Here is a 19,061-nt window from a genome sequence, read left to right on the forward strand (position 1 = left end):
CCACAATGACTGCTTCCTCCTTCTCGATCAAGGACTTCTTCAAGAGCTTCATGCTCGTGGAGTTGCTCAAGGGCATGGCCCTGACCGGTCGCTACGCTTTCGCCCGCAAGGTGACGGTTCAGTTTCCGGAAGAAAAAACGCCTCTGTCGCCACGTTTTCGCGGTCTGCATGCCTTGCGCCGTTACGACAACGGCGAGGAGCGTTGTATTGCTTGCAAACTCTGCGAAGCCGTGTGCCCAGCGATGGCCATCACCATCGAGGCGGGACAACGCGAAGACGGTTCACGCCGGACCACGCGCTACGACATCGATTTGACCAAGTGCATCTTCTGTGGCTTTTGTGAGGAAAGCTGCCCGGTGGACTCGATCGTTGAGACGCACATTTTTGAATACCACGGTGAAAAACGCGGTGACCTGTACTTCACCAAAGACATGTTGCTGGCCGTGGGCGACCGTTACGAAAAAGAGATCGCAGCCGCCAAGGCCGCGGATGCTCCTTACCGTTGAACGTCGCCAAGTCCTGAACACTTAATAAGACAGACCTATGGACGTCAAGACCGGTTTCTTCTACCTCTTCTCGGTGGTGCTGCTGTTTGCAGCCTTCCGGGTGGTGACCGCACGCAACCCTGTGCACGCGGTGCTGTACCTCATGCTGGCGTTTTCGCAAGCCTCTGCCGTGTGGTTCCTCCTCAACGCTGAATTTTTGGCCATCTTGCTGGTGCTCGTCTACCTGGGCGCTGTGATGGTGCTCTTTTTGTTCGTGGTGATGATGCTGGACATTGGCATCGATACCGTGCGCAAGGGATTTTGGAAAAACTTCCCGCTGGCCGCCACATTGGGGGCCATCGTGGCCCTGGAGATGGCGGCTGTGTTGTTGTCCGGTTTCCGCTTGTCAGAAGCGCCAGCCATGGCCCCGGGGGCGATACCTGTGGACAACGCGAAGGCTTTGGGCATCTTGCTCTACACCGAATACCTGATGCCGATCCAGATTGCAGCCGCGATTTTGTTGGTGGCCATGATTGCCGCGATTGCCTTGACATTGCGTGAGCGCAAAGACAGCAAGGCCATTGACCCGTCGGTGCAGGTGCGTGTGCGTGCGGCCGACCGCATGCAGTTGGTCAAGATGGCAGCGACTCAAGTTGCGCCTGCCCCTGTGCAGGCCAGCGAAGCAGCGACTGCAGAGGTGAAGAAATGATGACATTGACCCTCGGACACTTTTTGTCACTCGGTGCGATGCTGTTTGCATTGGCTGTGATTGGCATTTTCTTGAACCGCAAGAACCTGATTGTTTTGCTCATGGCCATCGAGTTGATGCTGCTGGCCGTGAACATGAACTTTGTGGCCTTCTCTCACTACCTGGGTGACATGCACGGCCAAGTGTTTGTGTTCTTCATCCTCACCGTGGCTGCGGCCGAATCGGCCATTGGATTGGCCATCCTGGTGCTGTTGTTCCGCAACAAGAACAACATCAACGTGGACGAACTCAATTCGCTCAAGGGTTAATAAGAATATGAGTCAAACCCTCAATGCCAGCACGCTGCTGGCTGTGCCTCTCGCGCCTTTGGTGGGCTCGGTTCTGGCCGGTGTGCTTGGCACCCAATTCGGTGGCAACTGGATCGGCCGACGCCTGACCCATACGCTGACCATTCTGGGCGTGCTGGTGGCCTTCATTTTGTCGGCCATGACGCTCAAAAACGTCATCGATGGTGCCCGCTTCAACGAAACCCTGTACACCTGGATGGTGGTGGGTGGTTTGAAGATGGAAATCGGGTTTCTGGTCGATGGCATCACCGCCATGATGATGTGCGTGGTGACCTTTGTGTCACTGATGGTGCACATCTACACCATCGGGTACATGGAGGAAGACGAAGGCTACAACCGTTTCTTCGCCTACATCTCTTTGTTCACCTTCTCGATGCTGATGCTCGTGATGAGCAACAACTTGCTGCAACTTTTCTTCGGATGGGAAGCTGTGGGCCTGGTGTCCTATTTGTTGATCGGCTTTTGGTACAACAAACCCACCGCCATTTTTGCCAACATGAAGGCGTTCTTGGTCAACCGAGTGGGCGACTTCGGTTTCATCCTCGGTATTGGTCTGATCGTGGCCTACTCAGGCACACTCAATTACACCGAATTGTTCGCCAAAGCGGGTGAGCTGGCGGCCATCAACTTCCCTTGGTATGTCTTCGGTATGGACGCCATGCTGATCACCGTGATTTGCATTTGCCTTTTCATCGGTGCCATGGGCAAATCGGCACAGTTTCCCTTGCATGTGTGGTTGCCTGACTCCATGGAAGGCCCAACCCCCATCTCTGCCCTGATCCACGCTGCGACCATGGTCACTGCTGGCATCTTCATGGTGGCTCGGATGTCGCCGCTGTTCGAGTTGTCTGACGCGGCCTTGAACTTCATCATGGTGATCGGCTCCATCACCGCCTTGTTCATGGGCTTTTTGGGCATCATCCAAACCGACATCAAGCGCGTGGTGGCTTATTCCACCTTGTCGCAGTTGGGTTACATGACGGTGGCACTGGGCGCATCGGCTTACTCGGTGGCGGTGTTCCACCTGATGACCCACGCGTTCTTCAAAGCGCTGCTGTTCTTAGGCGCGGGCTCGGTCATCATGGGCATGCACCACAACCAAGACATCCGCTGGATGGGTGGCGTGCGCAAGTACATGCCCATCACTTGGATCACCTCTTTGCTGGGTTCTCTCGCTTTGATTGGAACGCCTTTGTTCTCGGGTTTTTATTCGAAGGACAGCATCATCGAAGCCGTGCACCTGAGCACATTGCCGGCTGCTGGCTTCGCCAACTTCGCAGTTTTGGCTGGCGTGTTCGTCACTGCCTTCTATTCGTTCCGCATGTATTTCCTGGTTTTCCACGGCCAAGAACGCTACGACCAGAACCCGGATGCGCACCATGGCCATGATGATCACCATGGTCATGACGACCACGGTCACGACAAGCCCCACGAGTCGCCTTGGGTGGTCACGGTGCCTTTGGTCTTGTTGGCCATTCCCTCGGTGGTCATTGGCTTCATGACCATCCAGCCGATGCTGTACGGCGATTTCTTCAAAGATGTGATCTTTGTTGACGCAGCCAAGCACCCCGCAATGACCCAATTGGGTGAGTTGTTCCACGGCCCGGTGGCCATGGCACTGCACGGCTTGAGCACCGCACCGTTTTGGTTGGCTCTGGCTGGTGTGGTCACGGCCTGGTACATGTATTTGGTCAACCCGAAAGTTCCGGCCTTCTTCGCCCGTGTTCTGCGTCCATTGATCGTGGTTGGGGAGAACAAGTACTTCATGGACTGGATCAACGAGAACATCTTGGCCAAAGGCGCTCGTGGCTTGGGCTTGGGTCTGTGGAAGGTGGGCGACCGCGCCATCATCGACGGTTTCTTCGTCAATGGTTCCTGGAAGTTGGTCGGCTTGGTGTCGGGTGTGGTCCGCTGGTTCCAGTCGGGCTTCCTGTACCACTATGCCCTGGTCATGATCTTGGGTGTGTTCGTGCTGATGACGTATTTCGTCTGGCTCGCTTAACGGTTTTGAGGACGAGATAAAAATGGGATTGTTAAGCCTTGCCATCTGGATGCCGATTGCTTTCGGTATCGTTTTGTTGGCCCTTGGTCGCGACAGCCAAGCCCGCGCCGTGCGCTGGTTGGCCTTGGTCGGATCGATGGCCAGTTTCCTGGTCACGTTGCCACTGTATTCGGGCTTTCAGCTCGGTTCATCGGCCATGCAATTTGTCGAGAAAGCCTCTTGGATCGAGCGCTTCAATGTGCACTACCACCTCGGGGTGGACGGTATTTCGCTGTGGCTGGTGTTGCTGACCGCATTCATCAACGTGATCGTGGTGATTGCAGGTTGGGAGGTCATCACCCGCAAGGTCAACCAGTACATGGCCGCCTTTTTGATCCTCTCGGGGCTGATGATCGGTGTGTTCAGTGCGCTGGATGGCATTTTGTTTTATGTCTTCTTTGAAGCCACTTTGATCCCGATGTACCTCATCATCGGCATTTGGGGTGGCCCCAACAAAATTTACGCCGCTTTCAAGTTTTTCCTGTACACCTTGCTCGGCTCTTTGTTGATGCTGATTGCGCTGATTTATCTGTACGTGGCCTCTGGCGGCAGTTTCGATATCCTGACCTGGCACAAATTGCCATTGGCCGGCTCGGTTCAGACCTTGCTGTTCTTCGCCTTTTTTGCGGCGTTTGCGGTCAAGGTGCCGATGTGGCCCGTACACACTTGGTTGCCGGATGTGCACGTGGAAGCCCCCACCGGTGGCTCGGCCGTGTTGGCGGCGATCATGCTCAAATTGGGCGCCTACGGTTTTCTGCGATTTTCGATGCCCATCGCGCCTGATGCCGCACGCGAGTGGGGCATGTTGATCATTGTTTTGTCTTTGGTGGCTGTGGTCTATGTGGGATTGGTGGCCATGGTGCAGCAAGACATGAAAAAGCTCGTGGCTTACTCATCGGTGGCGCACATGGGCTTTGTGACCTTGGGCTTTTTCATCTTCAATCCGCTGGGCGTGTCCGGCGGCATTGTGCAGATGATCGCGCACGGCTTTGTGTCGGCGGCCATGTTCCTGTCGATTGGCGTCTTGTACGACCGTGTGCATTCGCGTGAAATCTCCAGCTACGGTGGCGTGGTCAACACCATGCCCAAGTTTGCGGCATTTGCCTTGTTCTTTGCCATGGCCAACTGCGGTTTGCCTGGGACCGCTGGTTTTGTCGGTGAGTGGATGGTCATCTTGGGGGCGACCCAGTTCAATTTCTGGGTGGGCATGCTGTCCGCATCGGCCTTGATTTTCGGTGCGGCTTACACCCTGTGGATGTTCAAGCGCGTCTACCTCGGGCCTGTGGCCAACGAGGATGTGAAAGCCTTGACCGACATCAACGGCCGTGAGTTTTTGGTGATGGCCTTGTTGGCCGCTGCCGTGCTCTACATGGGCGTCTACCCCAAGCCCTTCACCGATGTGATGGACAGCTCGGTGCTGGACCTGCTCCAACACGTGGCCCAGTCCAAACTGCCTTGAGCGGTGGATGGTTCGTGCATTGCCAGATTTGAAGAATTGAAAGAACACCCATGATGGACAACTCCAGTTGGATGACGGTTTATCCGGAGATCGTGTTGCTGGTCATGGCCTGCGTCATCGCGCTGGTCGACCTCTTCGTGAAACACCCCAAGCGCACCGCCACCTACGCCTTGACCTTGTTGTCATTGGGTGGCGTGGCTTGGTTGCACGCCATGACCGCTGATGGCGGTCAGACCACTTACGGCTTTGGCCGCTTGGTGGTCAGTGACCCGATGGGCCATTGGCTGCGTTGCTTTGCCACCATCGCGGTGATGGTCACGCTGGTGTATTCACGCCCCTACGCCGCTGATCGCGACATGTTGCGCGGTGGTGAAATGTTCAGCCTGAGCATGTTCGCATTGCTGGGCATGAGCTTCATGATTTCGGGCCAAAATTTCATCGTCATCTATTTGGGCTTGGAGCTGTTGACCTTGTCCAGCTATGCCTTGGTGGCCCTTCGCCGTGACCACACGCCAGCCACCGAAGCGGCCATGAAGTACTTTGTTTTGGGGGCCATGGCTTCGGGCTTTTTGTTGTACGGCATGTCCATGATGTATGGCGCGACCGGCAGCTTGGAGTTGTCTGAAGTCTTGAAGGCGATCGCCACCGGTCAAGTTAACCACCAAGTTTTGGTGTTCGGTCTGGTCTTCATGGTCTCAGGTCTGGCTTTCAAGATCGGTGCCGTGCCCTTCCACATGTGGATTCCCGACGTTTACCAAGGTGCCCCCACAGCCGCCACCTTGATGATCGGTGGTGCTCCCAAGTTGGCGGCTTTTGCCATCATGATCCGCTTGTTGGTGGAGGGCTTGTTGCCCTTGGCTTTTGACTGGCAGCAAATGCTGTCTGTCTTGGCCATCGGCTCACTCCTCATCGGTAACCTCGCGGCGATTGCACAGACCAACCTCAAACGCATGCTGGCGTACTCGACCATCGCGCAAATGGGTTTTGTCCTGCTGGGTTTTGTGGCCGGCGTCATCAACGGTCAAACCACCTTGGCGGCCAACGCTTACAGCTCGGCCATGTTCTACATCGTCTCGTACGTGTTGACCACCTTGGCGGCTTTCGGCGTGATCATGTTGCTGGCGCGCCAGGGCTTTGAAAGCGAAGAAATCACCGATTTGGCGGGCCTCAACCAACGCAGCCCTTTGTACGCGGGTGTGATGGCGATCTGCTTGTTCTCCATGGCGGGCATCCCGCCCATGGTGGGTTTTTATGCCAAGTTGTCCGTGCTGCAATCCTTGGTTGTATCGGGTCAAAATTTCTACATTGGCTTGGCCATTTTTGCCGTGATCATGTCCTTGGTTGGCGCTTTCTATTACCTGCGCGTCGTCAAGGTCATGTACTTCGATGAGCCCGTCACCGCCACCACCGTGTCGGCCGATACCGATGTGCGTGTGGTTCTGTCCATCAACGGTTTGTTGGTGCTGGTGCTGGGCATCGTGCCGGGCGCCTTGATGGCACTGTGCGCGAACTCGGTGGCCCGCATGTTGGCCATTTGAGCGAACGGCCATGTCCACGTCTTCGCAAATCTTCCTCTTGCTGCTGCTGGCTTTGCTGGCCGCCAATTTGCCATTTGCCAACCAGCGCATTTTGGCGGTGGGACCTCACCGTTCTGCCAAACCTTTGGTGTGGCGACTGGCCGAGTTGGTGGTGCTGTACTTTTTGGTCGGTGGGGTGGGCTTGGCCCTTGAAAACCACGGCGGTCAAATCTCACCACAAGGGTGGGAGTTTTACGCAGTCACGGGCACCATGTTTGTGACGCTGGCCTTCCCCGGTTTTGTTTTCCGCTACCTCATGCACCGGCCACATTGAACGCGCATCGGCCTCCCAAGCCAGACCCACTGCCCATGCCCGATGCCCATTTGATCGAGCATCAGGTCAGCCAAGAGGAATTGCTGCGTGGCAATTTTTTGCACGCATTTCGCGATACCGTTTGCTTGCCCAACCAAGAATTGGCCACCCGTGAATACATCGTGCACCCAGGCGCGGTCATGGTCATTCCAATGTTGGAGACCCCGGACGGACTGAAACTGGTGTTGGAGCGCCAGTACCGTTACCCGGTGGGACAGGTGATGATCGAATTTCCAGCAGGCAAGCGCGATGCCGGTGAAGACCCCTGGCGGTGCGCGCAACGCGAATTGCAAGAAGAAACTGGTTACACCGCTCGCCAGTGGGCCAGGGCAGGGGTCCTGCACCCCGTGATCGCCTATTCCACAGAGGTCATTGAGATCTGGTTTGCCAAAGAGCTGATCGGGGGACCGCGTCAACTCGATCACGAAGAGTTTTTAGATGTCTTCTTGGCCACTCCTGCGCAATTGATGGCCTGGTGTCAGGCGGGTCTGGTGACCGATGCCAAAACCCTCACGGGGGCGTTGTGGCTGCAAAACAGTTTGTCGGGTCAGTGGCCGCTGGTCTGGCAACCACTGGACTAACAGGCGGGCACCATGAAAGTTTTGGATCTTCAATGCGCGCAAGGCCACAGCTTTGAAGGCTGGTTCGGTTCGCAGGCCGATTACGACAGCCAACGTGCCCGGGGATTGGTGAGCTGTCCTGTGTGTCACAACAGCGATATCCTGAAGAAGCTCTCTGCACCTCGCCTCAATTTGGGTCATGGTGTTTCAACGCAAGCTGCGCGCGCGCCAGCAGATGACCGAGATGCGCCCAACGGTGGCATCCAGGCACCGGCCGCTGCGCCGATGGCCGACCGGGACATAAGGTCCTCCAGCGCCGAGCTCAGCGCGGGCCCAGACACTTTGCAGCAGATGCAAACGGCCATGATGAAGATGGTTCGGCACGTCATGGCCAACACCGAAGATGTTGGTCCACAGTTTGCTGAAGAGGCTCGAAAAATCCATTACGGTGAGCGCGAAGCACGCAGCATTCGGGGGCAAGCCACCCGCGAAGAAACCGAAGCACTGATCGATGAAGGCATTGATGTGGTGCCGCTGCTTGTGCCAGAGAACCTCAAGGGCCCCCTGCAATGAGCGCAAAGGCGATGCTGAATGAAACACGCTCTGCACATTGACGAAGCCGCAGTAGAACTCACCGCCATTCGGGCGCAAGGCCCGGGAGGTCAACATGTCAACAAGGTCTCCAGCGCCATCCAGCTGCGCTTCCATGTGTTGGGTTCCTGCCTGCCCGATGACGTCAAGCAGCGTTGGCTTCAATCGGGCGACAGCCGTTTGACGCAAGAGGGGGAGTTCATCCTCAAGGCTCAGCGCCACCGGTCCCAAGAAGCCAACCGTTTGGATGCTTGGGCACGTCTGTACGCCACGTTGGACCAATACGCCCAAGCGCCCAAAGTGCGCAAGGCCACCAAGCCCAGCCATGGCGCTGTGCAACGGCGGCTGCAAAGCAAGTCGATGCAGTCGAAGATCAAGGCTTCGCGTCAAGGGCGTGAATGAGGTCGCGCGCAGGGCACCCTGACGAACCGTGGCGCAGCGGCGCGGGGATTCACCGAGCTTTGATCGGCACCATGCTCTTGAAACTGCGGGCGCTTTGCGCGTAGCCCTCCGGTGTCAGGTGCAGCAAGTCCGCTTGCATCCAGCCTTTGGCCAACCAGCGCTGCGCTGAACCCGGTCCTCCCATGGCTTTTTGCCAGTGCCAATGCGCACAGCCTTGGGCCATGGCCAGGCGGTACTGGCTGTCGTTGATCATCCGCACCGTGCTGGACGACTTGTGGGCGTCGGGTGGACCGATCAACACGCAGCGCGCGCGCGGGTAAGCGGCTTTGAGTCGGGACAGGCTCGCGCTGAGTTGTCGTTCATACAGCGGCACTTTGAAGTCGGGGTCGAGTGACTCGTTGGTGCCCGATTGCAGGATGACCACGTCGTAGCCAGAGGCCAGCGTGTCCTCCTGGCGCAAATGGTCTTTGTTGACGATGCGCCAGCCCTTGGCTGTGGCGCCGGGAATACTGAACAGATCCAGGATGACGGCGGTTTTGGCCTCGTACACAGGCGAGATCCCATCGATGCGTACAGCGCCAGAAATGAGCCGCAACTGGAGGGTGGCAAATGACGCCTCCCCTTGAACCCGCAAGCGCGGCGCGCTGCCTGGCGGGAGTTGGACAAGCGATTCGGCGCCGCCGTCGACGGTGATGCCCAAGGTCAAGTCCCTTTGAAGGCTGTCTGGCGCCAAGTGAATATCGGCCCACTTCAAGCGGGTTTGGACACTGGGGTCGCGAAAGTCGAGCCACAAAAAGGCCCCTGCTTGCGCGGTATGGAGGGCGCTCAATGACTTGGCGTAGTTCTCGGGTCCCTCTTTGGGGGTCCGGTACGCCAAGGCCAATTGCCAGTCGTCGCTCAGGCAGACCCGGCGCAGCGGCTGTTTCACCCCCTTGAGGCCCCATGTCGGCGCCAGGAAACTGGGGTGGGTTTCGGTCACAGGCAATCGCAGTGCCTCCAGCAGCTTGTCGGTGAAGGTGCGCGAAGCGGTGTGGCTGTCTCCCCACAGGCCGACTTTGAGCGCATTGGGGTGGGCGTTGGCGGGTGGCAGAGGCATCCAGTCCAAGGCTGAGCGCTCGTCCATGGCCAGGATTTCAGCGTCAGGCATGAGGCGGTTGGCCTGCTGGCGCGCTGGGGCCCGTGGGCATTGGAGTTCAGCCGGTGCGCTCTGTCCAACCACGCGCAGCACGGCCATTTCTGAGGCGGCCAGGGTGCGGGTCGAGCCAAGGGAAGCGGCAAAGGCGAGGCCCAAGGCCATGGTGGAGAGCAAGGCGTTCAAAAACGGTTCCATTCAAGCGCGGTGTGACATGCTTTTACCATGCTGACCATGGCACCTTGTCGGGTGTTGGCGCGAAAGGGTGCAAGAAGGCAGTAATTCTGGCGCATAAATTGCTTGTTTCCTGAAAACTGTGGAATAACCGTCAATTTTGAGCGTCTGTTCAACACCTAAACGATCGCCCTAAAGCCATGACACTGCTTGCCAAGCCATTCGCCCCTGCGGCGTCCGAGGCCTCGGACCGCCTTGCTGGTGGGCCTGCGCGCTCGGGTGGCGGGGCTGGGGCCGCAGGTGCATTGGCGGGCGGTAGCTTTTCACAGACCTTGTCCAAGCTCAAATCTTCGGCCGATGTGGTCAGCGTCCGACCGGGTGACACCCTGAGTGGCCTGATCCAAAAGCATTTGCAAGATGCGAACTCTCCACTGAAGCTCTCAGGGGAGCAGTTGTACCGTGTGGCCCTGAAGGTGGCCGCTGACAATGGCATTCCGAACGCAAACTTGATCTACCCCGACCAACGCATTGATTTGTCGTCGGCGCAGCCTTTGGCCATGGCACAGGCATTGAACCCTGAGTCTTCGCCTGCGTCTTTCGCCGGGGCTCCGCCCCCAGCTTGGAGCCCCGCAAACCCATCCCCGCGCGAAAGTGTCCAGACTTCTGGGCAACGCGCTTTTTGGGCTCAACACGCGCAAGCGGCCCAACAGGCGCAAGCCACCAGTGGCATACCGGCGACATTCATGGTGGCCCAGGCGGCTTTGGAGACCGGCTGGGGGCAGCGTGAAATCCGCTTCGAGGATGGCCGGACCTCGCACAACCTGTTTGGCATCCGCGCCGGTGGCCACTGGAAAGGACCCGTGGCCGAAGTTTGGACCACGGAGTATGTGAACGGCAGCGCGCAAAAAGTGCGGGGCCAGTTTCGCGCTTACGGCAGCTACGAAGAGTCTTTCAACGACTATGCCCGATTGATCAGCCAAAGTCCAAGGTACGCACCCGCGATGCGGCACTTGGCCAATCCCGCAGCTTTTGCCTCGGCTTTGCAGCAAGCGGGGTATGCGACGGCACCCAACTACGCCAGTGTCCTGAGTGCCATGATCGAGAAGACGCAACGCCTGCAAGGTGACGCCCCGCCCGCGCTGGCTGGTTTGACCTTGCCGCCTGGGGCTCAGTCCATGGTTGGCATGCCGACTGCAGCGCAAATGCTCAGCATGCGCCAGGGGGGGGCAGGTACTTCAGAGGCCGCCATGGGCCTCATGAACAGCGCGCTCAACACATGGCCTGGGAACTCAGGGGCCACGGTGGTGGGCCACCGACAGTGGCGGCAGTCGCCCTACGCTGAACTGGGCTTGCCCAGTCCCATGCCGACTCCAAGACCCACGCCCCTGCCCTGAAAGGCAGGGCGGGCTCAGTTCTCAGACGCCGAAGTGGGATTCGCTGACGCCGGTGGTCTGGGTGACGCGGTGGCAGGGGTGGCGCGCTCGGTCGCGTCGGGTGCGCTTGGGTGGCCACTGGCCAAGGGGTCGGCTGGTATCACCGCCATGGGCGCTGTGGTGGTGTTTGCGCTGGATGGCGCAGATGCGGGCGATGCAGGCGGCCGAGAGGGGGGGCGTTGAGGCGCTTGGGTGTGTCGTGGCGCGGGCTCCGTCACCATCACTTCGGGCTGGCCCAAAGCGATCCGGATTTGCTGGTAATACGCATGGATGCCGCTGCTCGAGAGGTGTATGCCGTCCTGCACAAAGTAGGCCGGGTTGTTTTGCCCGATTGCATGCCAGTCCACCAAGCGCACGTTGTCAAAGTCTTGGCTGATCCGCGCGATCAGTGCGTTGTTGGGACCCGTCCAGCGCCGAGCCCCATAGACGTTGAGCACGACCACCGTTTGACGGTCGGCCAGCTGTGCCAGCAAGGCCCGAAATTGTGCTTCACCCAAATACCCATTGGTGCCAAGATGGATGACGGCAGCGTCGCCCAACTGTGCTTGTGCGCGCAGGTTTTGGACCAGCTTCAGGCCCTCGCTGCCTTGGCGGCCCACTTTGGCTTCGATGCGTGCGGCAGGCCAGCGGCGCAGCAAATAAGGGCTGGCCCCCAGCATCACCGAGTCGCCCACCAGTGTGAGCTCTTGGTCAGCAGGGCCCGCGCTGTTCAGATTCGGCGTGGTGGCGGACCTGGATGACCCCGAGGTCTCGGACACGGCCACTTGGGACTTGTTCAGCTGGAGCGAGGCCTGTTCTGAATGGGTGTGGGTCTGGGAGGGCGCTTGTTGCCTGAGCGGCTGCATGCCACTGAGCACCGCGACATTGACCAAGACCAGGGCCGTGAGCCCCAGCCAAGTGCGACGTCCCCAGCCATGTTTCGAACCCGAAACCCAAGGTTTTTCTACCCAACGGTAGGACGCTTCGGCACAGACCAGTGTGAGCACCATCCGGGTGGCGTTGATCCCGGCCAGCTCCAACATGTCGGCTTGTGGGCCAGGCGTGAACCAGATCACCATGGGCCAATGCCACAGGTACAGCGAATAGGAGCGCGCGCCCAACCACAACATGGGGCGCGTGGACAGCCAACGGGCCACCCATGTGCCTTCAGCTGTGCAGGCCACAATCACCCAGGCGGTCAGCACAGCAGCCGCCAAAAAACCACCCTGGTACAGCCCGGGCATGCCTTCATGGGCTTGGGCCATGCCCCAGACCAGAGCGGCCAGTGCGGCTGCACCTGCCAGGTTGATCACCTTGTGTTGGGCGGGGGAAGTCCAGCCAGGCTGCCACGGGTTCCACCAAGCGGCCAGTGCAGAGCCGGTCAGCAGGCCCATCAAATGGGTGTCCGTGCCCAGGTACACACGGCTGGGATCGCCGCCGTCGATCTGCGTGACATACAGCCAAGCCATCCAGGCGGTGCTGGCCACTGCAATGGTGCCTGCGCCCAGACCTAAACCGGTTTTGCCCGTTTGGCGCAGCAGCCCAAGCGCCACCAGCGGCCACAGCAGGTAATACTGCTCTTCGACAGCCAAAGACCACAAGTGCTTGAGCAAACGGGGTTGTTCGATGGCCTCGAAATACGACTGTTGCGCCACGATCTGCCACCAATTGGACAGGTAGAGCAAAGCTGCGGGCAGGTCTTCAACCAAGCGCGGCAGCGCATCCGGCAGCAACCACGGTGTGAGCGCCACCAGACCGAGCAGCATGACGCTGGCCGCTGGAAACAAGCGGCGTGCCCGGCGCAGGTAAAAGGCGGCAAAGTCAATGCGACCGGTTTGCGCCTGTTCTTGCAACAAAAGCGCGGTGATGATGAAGCCGGAGACGGTGAAGAAAATGTCCACCCCTAAAAATCCGGCAGGCCAAAAATCGCCCAGTTGCAGGTGGTAAGCGATGACGGCCAGCACAGCCACGCCGCGCAGGCCATCGAGGCCGGGTAAACGGGCCAGTGTGCTCATGGCGTGCTCAGACCGAAGTCGGCCATGAAGCGGTTGGCCAGTTCACGGTACCCGGCTGGCGTGAAGTGAATCAGGTCCGGGGCCATGAGGGGCGGGGTCTGGCGGGCCCAGCGGTAGGCGCTGCCCAAGCCACCCATGGCCTCTTGCATGCTCCAAAACAGACAACCGTGTTGCGCCGCCAAATCGGTTTGGATTTGGCCAATTTGTGCGTGAATGCGGCTGTATTTCAGCAGTTGGGTCGCAGGTGCTGTCGGCCTGGGCTGGGTGGCTTGGGGTGGGGTGGGGGTGTTGTTGGCGGGGGGGGCCTTCTTCTTCGAATGGTTTTTTGTGGCTTTGGCTTTGGCTTTGGCGGTGGCTTTGGAGGATTTGACCACCCGAATCCCGCGGTCACCGGGGCTGATCAGCACGCACGGTGTTGTCGGAAAAACTTGGCGGAAGTTGCCAAGGGCTTTGTTCAGGGTGTCTTTGTACGCCGTTTCATTGAAGCGCGGGTCATGGCCTTCGTTGGTGCCAAAGGCGATCAGGGCCAGGTCATAGGCTTGGTCAGTGAACCATGAGGCCAGATAGGCCAAATCGCTGCGCACCCAACCGGAGACAGTGGCGCCTGGATAAGCCAACAGGTCCATGTGGATGGCCTTGGGCGGCAGCGCAGGGGGGAGCTTGAGGCCTTGAAAGCGAAAGGCACCCTCGACCACGCGGATGTGCAAGGTCGACAAAGGCAAGGTGGTGCTCAGCTCCAAAACACCCGGTCCAGCGTGGGGTGCCAGTGGCAACTCGGTTTCGGCTTCACCGTCGACGCCGATGGCCAAACGCGTGCTGCCTGTGGGGTCACCATGGTGCAAGATCTGAAAACGCGTCAGGCGAGCCAGGCCTTGACTGTCCCGCAGATCCAGCGCCAAGCTCGCCCCAGGCCGTTTGGCGACCAAGCTGGTCATGCCTGGGCCGGGCGCGCTCGCTGCATCACTGTGTGCATAAGCCATCTCGCGTGCCCAGTCGCCCGTCAAACAGGTTTTTCGCACCAAGGCGCGCACGCCACCGTGACCCACCCCGGCATGCACAAAACGGCTGCTCACCGCCAGTTCATGGGGTCCAGCAGGCCCCGTGAGTTGGCGCAGCATTTGGTCGCTGAAAAAAGCAGCGGCCATGTGGCTGTCCCCCCAGATGGCGATGCGGAAGGGACCCGTCTGGTCTTGGCGCAGAGGGCCCCTGATGGGGCTTGAAGGTGCCGTGCGAAGGGCCGATGGGTTGGGTAGCTCTTGCAGCGCTTGCTCAACGTCTTGCGCCTCAGGCAGTTCGGTCGGTGCGGCAGGCGCTGGTGTGGGGCGACTTGGGCTGGGCCCTTTGCGGGGGCAAACCAGCTCCACGGGGCGTCGGCCCTGGTTGTCGATGTGCAGGGTCTGCACCGAAACCGCCGCAGCCGTGATCGCCACAGGGGGCAAGGGCGGTGGCTGAGATGGCGCCTGTGTTTTTCCTGGCGCTGCATGGAGCAGACAGATCCAGATCAGCCCAGCAGTTGTTTTTTTCATGACCGCAAGAACTCCTGGGCCCAATCCAGAACACGTTTGAGCGGGTCTGGCGCACCATCTACAGCCACCACATGCCTTTGCGGCATGCTGCGCAGCCACGTGATTTGTCTTTTGGCCAATTGGCGAGTGGCCACAACACCCAGCTCTCGTACCCGGCTGTCGGGCCAACCCGCATCCAAGCCTTCCCAAGCTTGGCGGTATCCCACGCAGCGCATCGAGGGCAAATCCGGGTTCAGGTCGCCACGCTGGCGCAAGCGGCGCATTTCGTCCATGAAGCCCGCCGCCATCATGTCGTCAAAGCGCTGGGCAATGCGCCCGTGCAACCAAGCGCGCTCGGTGGGCTCCAGGCTGATGGTCGGAATGTGCCAATCGGGGGGCTGGCGCTTGGCGCTGTGGTGGAACGCCGTCAATGTTTGTCCTGTGGCCATCCAGACTTCCAAGGCGCGACCAATGCGTTGGCTGTCACCGGGCGCCAGACGGGCGGCGGCGCTGGCATCGACTTGGGCCAGTCGGGCGTGCATGGCCGGCCAACCCAGGTCTTGGGCTTGCCGCTGGATCTGGGCACGGATGTCGGGGTTGGCCGCAGGCATGTCGTTCAAACCCTCCAGCAGCGCTTTGAGGTACAGCATGGTGCCGCCCACCAACAAGGGTGTTTTGCCGCGCGCTCGGATGTCTGAGATGAGGGCTGTGGCGTCTCGTGCAAAGTCGGCTGCGCTGTAACTCAGGCTCGGGTCGAGGATGTCGATCAGGTGGTGCTGCACCGCAGCGCGTTCAAGGCGGCTGGGCTTGGCGGTGCCAATGTCCATGCCCTGGTACACCAATGCTGAATCCATGCTGATGATTTCAGCACCACCCTGATCTTGCAGGCTTTCGGCCAATGCCAAAGCCGCTGCCGTTTTGCCGCAGGCCGTGGGGCCCACGATGGCGATGGCGTCGATGGGGCGAGCTGTTACCAAGTGGTTCATGGCAATTGCACCGGCTTGACCAGCGGTTTGCCATGGCGTTGCACAGCACCCCATGCCACGGCTGCGATGACCACGGCCCACAGCAACAGGCCGTGTGCGAGGGCAAAAACCGGTTGATCCATGTGGTTGGCCAACCAGCCGCCCATGAAGAAAGCGCCCAGCATCATCAAAAAACCGTTCAGTGCTGAGGCCGTGCCGGCCCGGTGCGGAAAGGGGGCGACCGCACCGCTTTGCCCGCAAGGCTGGTGCACACCGTGGCCCAGCATGAAGATGTACATGGGCACCATCACCGCCCAGGCGCCATACCAGTCCTGGCCTTGGCCCGCATAGGCCAAACCAGCCATGCCCCCGCCACCCGTGATCGTCAAGATGGCGGCGATGCCCACGGTGCGGTGAACGCTGGTGCGGCGCAGCATCCAGCGGCACCAAAAAGTGCCGATGATGTAGGACAGCGACATGCTGAGCATGAGAAAGCCGTAGGCCGTTTTGCTGTAGCCCATGAAGGTGACGAAGACAAACGAGGAGCTGGCCAAAAAGGTGAAAAGCCCCAGGTAGGAGCTGGCCGAGAGTGCGCACCAAGTCAGGAACACCGGGTTGCGCACGATCTCGATGTTGGCGCGGATGAGCGGACCGACACGCAGGGCATGTGGGTCCGGTTGAGCCAGTGTTTCTTCAAATCGCCAGGCCAACAAAGCCAGTGTGGCAGCGCCATAAATGGCCAGCGCCAGCAAGGCGAAGCGCCAGCCCAAGGTGTCGGTCAACAAGCCGCCCAGCGGCGCACAAGCACAGGCGATGATGCCCAAGCCCGTGAGACCTTGTGACATGACAGTGGCGCCTTGTGCGGGTTGAAACACATCGCGCACCACCGCGCGTGCGGCCATGACGCCAGCCCCCATGGCGATGCCTTGCGCGGCGCGTGCGGCGATCAGCCAAGCCATGTCGGGTGCCCAGGCGCAAGCCACCGAGGCCAAGGTGTAGGCGCCCATGCCCCAGAGCAAGATGGGCCTGCGCCCAAAGCGGTCAGACAGTGGTCCCCAGACCAGCTGGGAAAGGCCAAAAGCCAACAGCAGTGCCGACAGCGTCAGTTGGGCTTGCCCCATCCCTGCACCAAAGCCTTGGGTGATGGCGGGCAGGGCAGGCAAATACAGGTCGGTGGTGACCGGCTGCAGGCCCAGCAGCAGCGCCAGGATGAGAACGATGAGTTGGGGCGACATGGTCAAGGGGGGGCTTGCTGCGCGCTGGACGACAGCGCCGTTGCACGGTTGACCTGCAACCTGTTTTGCTCGCCCAAATGGGCGGTCCAGCCAGCACGCCTGGCCATTGCTGAGCGCTTCATCACCGGCCTCGCAAGAACAGCGCATCCAGATCGCGCATCGTCATCTGCCGCCAAGTGGGGCGGCCATGGTTACATTGGTCGGAGCGCTCGGTCTCCTCCATCTGACGCAGCAGCGCATTCATCTCATCGAGTGTCAGGCGGCGGTTGGCGCGCACCGCGCCATGGCAGGCCATGGTCGCCAAAATCTCATTTTGGGCACGTTGCACCACAGTGCTGGCGTCGTGTTGGGCCAACTCGGCCAACACGCTGCGGGCCAGTTCTACCGCGTCGCCCTGCGCGAGGCTCATGGGCACGGCGCGCACGGCCAGGGTCTTGGCCGACAGGGGCGCAACTTCCAGACCCAGTTGTTCCAGCACTTCTGCGCATGCCTCGGCCGTGGCCACTTCGGTGGGGGTGGCCGCGAAGGTGGCCGGGATCAGCAGCGGTTGGCTGGCGATGCGAGGGCCTTCGCCATCGGCGCTGGTGAGCTGGTTTTTCAGGCGTTCGTAGACGATGCGTTCATGCGCCGCGTGCATGTCCACCACCACCAAGCCTTGCTTGTTCTCGGCCAGGATGTAGACGCCGTGCAGTTGTGCAACAGCACGGCCCAAAGGCCACTCGCCCTCGGGCAAGGGCGAAGGCGGTGTTTCCTGTGACCGCACGGCCCTGGCCCCTGCAAGCGCATCGCCTGGTGCCACAGAGGGCAATGGCCACAGTCCGACGGTCTCAGCGGCTTGTGCGGGGATGGTGGTTTCCCCCATGGCATACGGATTCGCGCCAGCGCCCGAATCTGCGACAGGTTGCCACAGTGCCTTGAGGTCGGCCATCGCCTGTTCGCCATCCACCCGGGGTCGCACAAATTCTGCGGGTTTGAATTGAGGTGATGACCCTGTGGTTGGATGGGGGCGCGGTTCAAATGCCATGCCGCTTTGCTGCCAAGCCGATGATGCCGGCAAGGCGCTGGGGGGGGGCGCTTTCAACGCCACGCCGCTGCCGGACTCTGTCGCCTCGTCGCTCAGTTGCTGGGAGCGCGGCGCGGCCAGTGCGCTTTCCAGCGCATGTCGCACCGCCTGGTGCACAGCCCGGCTGTCACGAAAACGCACTTCGATTTTGGTGGGGTGCACGTTGACATCCACCAAAGTGGGGTCGATCTGCATGAACAAGGCATAGGCCGGTTGTTTGTGTCCGTGCAGCACGTCTTCGTAGGCACTGCGCGCACCGTGCATGACCACTTTGTCGCGGACAAAGCGGCCGTTCACATAGGCAAACTGGTGGTCAGGGCGCGAACGGGCGGCGTCGGGCAGTCCTGCGCGACCGATCACCCGCAGCGGCCCAGCTTGGTGGTCCACCGCGATGGACTGCGCCACGAACTCGGGCCCCAGCACATCGGCCAGGCGCTGTGCCAGCCCGGCGGCACCGGGGTGAACCCGCCACTGTTCGAGCAGTTTGCCCTCGTGCCAGATGGCAAAGCCCACATCGGGGCGGGCCAGGGCGTGGCGGCGCACGGCTTCGATGCAATGGGCCAGCTCGGTGCTGTCGCTTTTCAGAAATTTGCGGCGAGCGGGGGTCGAGAAAAACAGCTCTTTCACCTCCACCGTGGTGCCCACGGCGCGGGCGGCCGGGCGGATCTCGCCGGTTCGGCCGTCCAGCGCAAAGGCATTGGGCTGATCGTCCATGCGCGAGAGCAGGGTGAGTTCGGACACCGAGTTGATGGCCGCCAGCGCCTCGCCGCGAAAACCCATGGTCATCACCGATTCCAGCTCGTCCAAGTTGCCGATTTTGCTGGTGGCGTGGCGCTTGAGGGCTGTGGCCAACTCGTCGGGGGCAATGCCGCTGCCGTCGTCTTCCACCGAGATCAGGCGGGTGCCGCCACCCATCAGACGCAGGGTGATGCTGCGGGCACCCGCATCCATGGCGTTGTCCACCAACTCGCGCACCACCGAAGCGGGGCGTTCGACCACCTCGCCTGCGGCGATCTGGCTGATCAGTTCATCGGGGAGTTCGCGGATGGGGCGGCGCGCGGGGGCCATGGTGGGTT

General features: G+C 60.3%; 17 protein-coding genes. 11 read left to right on the top strand and 6 right to left on the bottom strand.

Annotated elements, in window-relative coordinates:
- The first annotated feature begins 5 nt into the window (after positions 1 to 5).
- Genes nuoI through arfB form a run of 10 tightly spaced genes read left to right on the top strand, consistent with a single transcriptional unit; the run spans position 6 to position 8,484 of the window.
- Positions 6 to 506, top strand: a complete 501-nt coding sequence (gene nuoI / locus ACHEXK_RS04865; protein ID WP_369912362.1) for an NADH-quinone oxidoreductase subunit NuoI — start codon at positions 6 to 8, stop codon at positions 504 to 506.
- A gap of 37 nt (positions 507 to 543) precedes the next feature.
- Positions 544 to 1,194 carry an NADH-quinone oxidoreductase subunit J gene (locus ACHEXK_RS04870; protein WP_416548238.1) on the top strand — a complete coding sequence of 217 codons (651 nt, stop codon included), beginning with the start codon at positions 544 to 546 and terminating at the stop codon, positions 1,192 to 1,194.
- Positions 1,194 to 1,502 carry an NADH-quinone oxidoreductase subunit NuoK gene (gene nuoK / locus ACHEXK_RS04875; RefSeq protein ID WP_100119811.1) on the top strand — a complete coding sequence of 103 codons (309 nt, stop codon included), beginning with the start codon at positions 1,194 to 1,196 and terminating at the stop codon, positions 1,500 to 1,502. Before ACHEXK_RS04870 ends, nuoK begins: the two co-directional genes overlap by 1 nt.
- Before the next feature lie 7 nt (positions 1,503 to 1,509).
- Positions 1,510 to 3,543 (top strand): NADH-quinone oxidoreductase subunit L, encoded by a 2,034-nt coding sequence (nuoL, locus tag ACHEXK_RS04880; protein WP_416548239.1) that lies wholly within the window; start codon positions 1,510 to 1,512, stop codon positions 3,541 to 3,543.
- 22 nt (positions 3,544 to 3,565) lie between these two features.
- Positions 3,566 to 5,041 (top strand): NADH-quinone oxidoreductase subunit M, encoded by a 1,476-nt coding sequence (locus ACHEXK_RS04885; protein WP_416548240.1) that lies wholly within the window; start codon positions 3,566 to 3,568, stop codon positions 5,039 to 5,041.
- A gap of 50 nt (positions 5,042 to 5,091) precedes the next feature.
- Positions 5,092 to 6,579 (top strand): NADH-quinone oxidoreductase subunit NuoN, encoded by a 1,488-nt coding sequence (gene nuoN, locus ACHEXK_RS04890; protein ID WP_416548241.1) that lies wholly within the window; start codon positions 5,092 to 5,094, stop codon positions 6,577 to 6,579.
- A gap of 10 nt (positions 6,580 to 6,589) precedes the next feature.
- A complete protein-coding gene (locus ACHEXK_RS04895; protein WP_416548242.1) occupies positions 6,590 to 6,892 on the top strand; it encodes a DUF2818 family protein in 303 nt (100 codons plus the stop codon).
- 35 nt (positions 6,893 to 6,927) lie between these two features.
- A complete protein-coding gene (locus tag ACHEXK_RS04900) occupies positions 6,928 to 7,512 on the top strand; it encodes an NUDIX domain-containing protein (RefSeq protein WP_416548243.1) in 585 nt (194 codons plus the stop codon).
- Between the two features lie 12 nt (positions 7,513 to 7,524).
- A complete protein-coding gene (locus ACHEXK_RS04905; protein WP_416548244.1) occupies positions 7,525 to 8,064 on the top strand; it encodes a DUF1178 family protein in 540 nt (179 codons plus the stop codon).
- 18 nt (positions 8,065 to 8,082) lie between these two features.
- The gene (gene arfB / locus ACHEXK_RS04910; RefSeq protein WP_416548245.1) at positions 8,083 to 8,484 is read left to right on the top strand and encodes an alternative ribosome rescue aminoacyl-tRNA hydrolase ArfB; all 402 of its coding nucleotides are present in this window, start codon (positions 8,083 to 8,085) and stop codon (positions 8,482 to 8,484) included.
- Positions 8,485 to 8,533: 49 nt separating this feature from the next.
- Here the strand turns inward: arfB and ACHEXK_RS04915 are convergent, their stop codons facing one another.
- Positions 8,534 to 9,814: a GDSL-type esterase/lipase family protein gene (locus tag ACHEXK_RS04915; protein ID WP_416548246.1), complete on the bottom strand. Its 1,281-nt coding sequence runs from the start codon at positions 9,812 to 9,814 to the stop codon at positions 8,534 to 8,536.
- A gap of 176 nt (positions 9,815 to 9,990) precedes the next feature.
- Here ACHEXK_RS04915 and flgJ point away from each other — a divergent pair, with 176 nt between their 5' ends.
- Entirely contained in the window at positions 9,991 to 11,184 is a 1,194-nt protein-coding gene (gene flgJ / locus ACHEXK_RS04920; RefSeq protein WP_416548247.1) for a flagellar assembly peptidoglycan hydrolase FlgJ, read from the top strand.
- 14 nt (positions 11,185 to 11,198) lie between these two features.
- On the opposite strand, the gene ACHEXK_RS04925 is transcribed toward flgJ, so the two are convergent.
- The 5 genes from ACHEXK_RS04925 to mutL all read right to left on the bottom strand — a co-directional run bounded on the left by ACHEXK_RS04925 (position 11,199) and on the right by mutL (position 19,053).
- On the bottom strand, positions 11,199 to 13,217 hold the full coding sequence (locus tag ACHEXK_RS04925) for an acyltransferase family protein (protein ID WP_416548248.1): 2,019 nt from the start codon (positions 13,215 to 13,217) through the stop codon (positions 11,199 to 11,201).
- Positions 13,214 to 14,743, bottom strand: a complete 1,530-nt coding sequence (locus tag ACHEXK_RS04930; protein WP_416548249.1) for a GDSL-type esterase/lipase family protein — start codon at positions 14,741 to 14,743, stop codon at positions 13,214 to 13,216. Before ACHEXK_RS04930 ends, ACHEXK_RS04925 begins: the two co-directional genes overlap by 4 nt.
- Positions 14,740 to 15,708: a tRNA (adenosine(37)-N6)-dimethylallyltransferase MiaA gene (gene miaA, locus ACHEXK_RS04935; protein WP_416548250.1), complete on the bottom strand. Its 969-nt coding sequence runs from the start codon at positions 15,706 to 15,708 to the stop codon at positions 14,740 to 14,742. Before miaA ends, ACHEXK_RS04930 begins: the two co-directional genes overlap by 4 nt.
- Positions 15,705 to 16,922: a multidrug effflux MFS transporter gene (locus tag ACHEXK_RS04940; protein ID WP_416548251.1), complete on the bottom strand. Its 1,218-nt coding sequence runs from the start codon at positions 16,920 to 16,922 to the stop codon at positions 15,705 to 15,707. The genes miaA and ACHEXK_RS04940 overlap by 4 nt, the downstream gene beginning before the upstream one ends.
- Positions 16,923 to 17,043: 121 nt before the next feature.
- A complete protein-coding gene (gene mutL, locus ACHEXK_RS04945; RefSeq protein ID WP_416548864.1) occupies positions 17,044 to 19,053 on the bottom strand; it encodes a DNA mismatch repair endonuclease MutL in 2,010 nt (669 codons plus the stop codon).
- Positions 19,054 to 19,061 lie beyond the last annotated feature (8 nt).

This window comes from Limnohabitans sp. DCL3, assembly GCF_048019295.1.
GTDB lineage: Bacteria > Pseudomonadota > Gammaproteobacteria > Burkholderiales > Burkholderiaceae_C > Limnohabitans_A.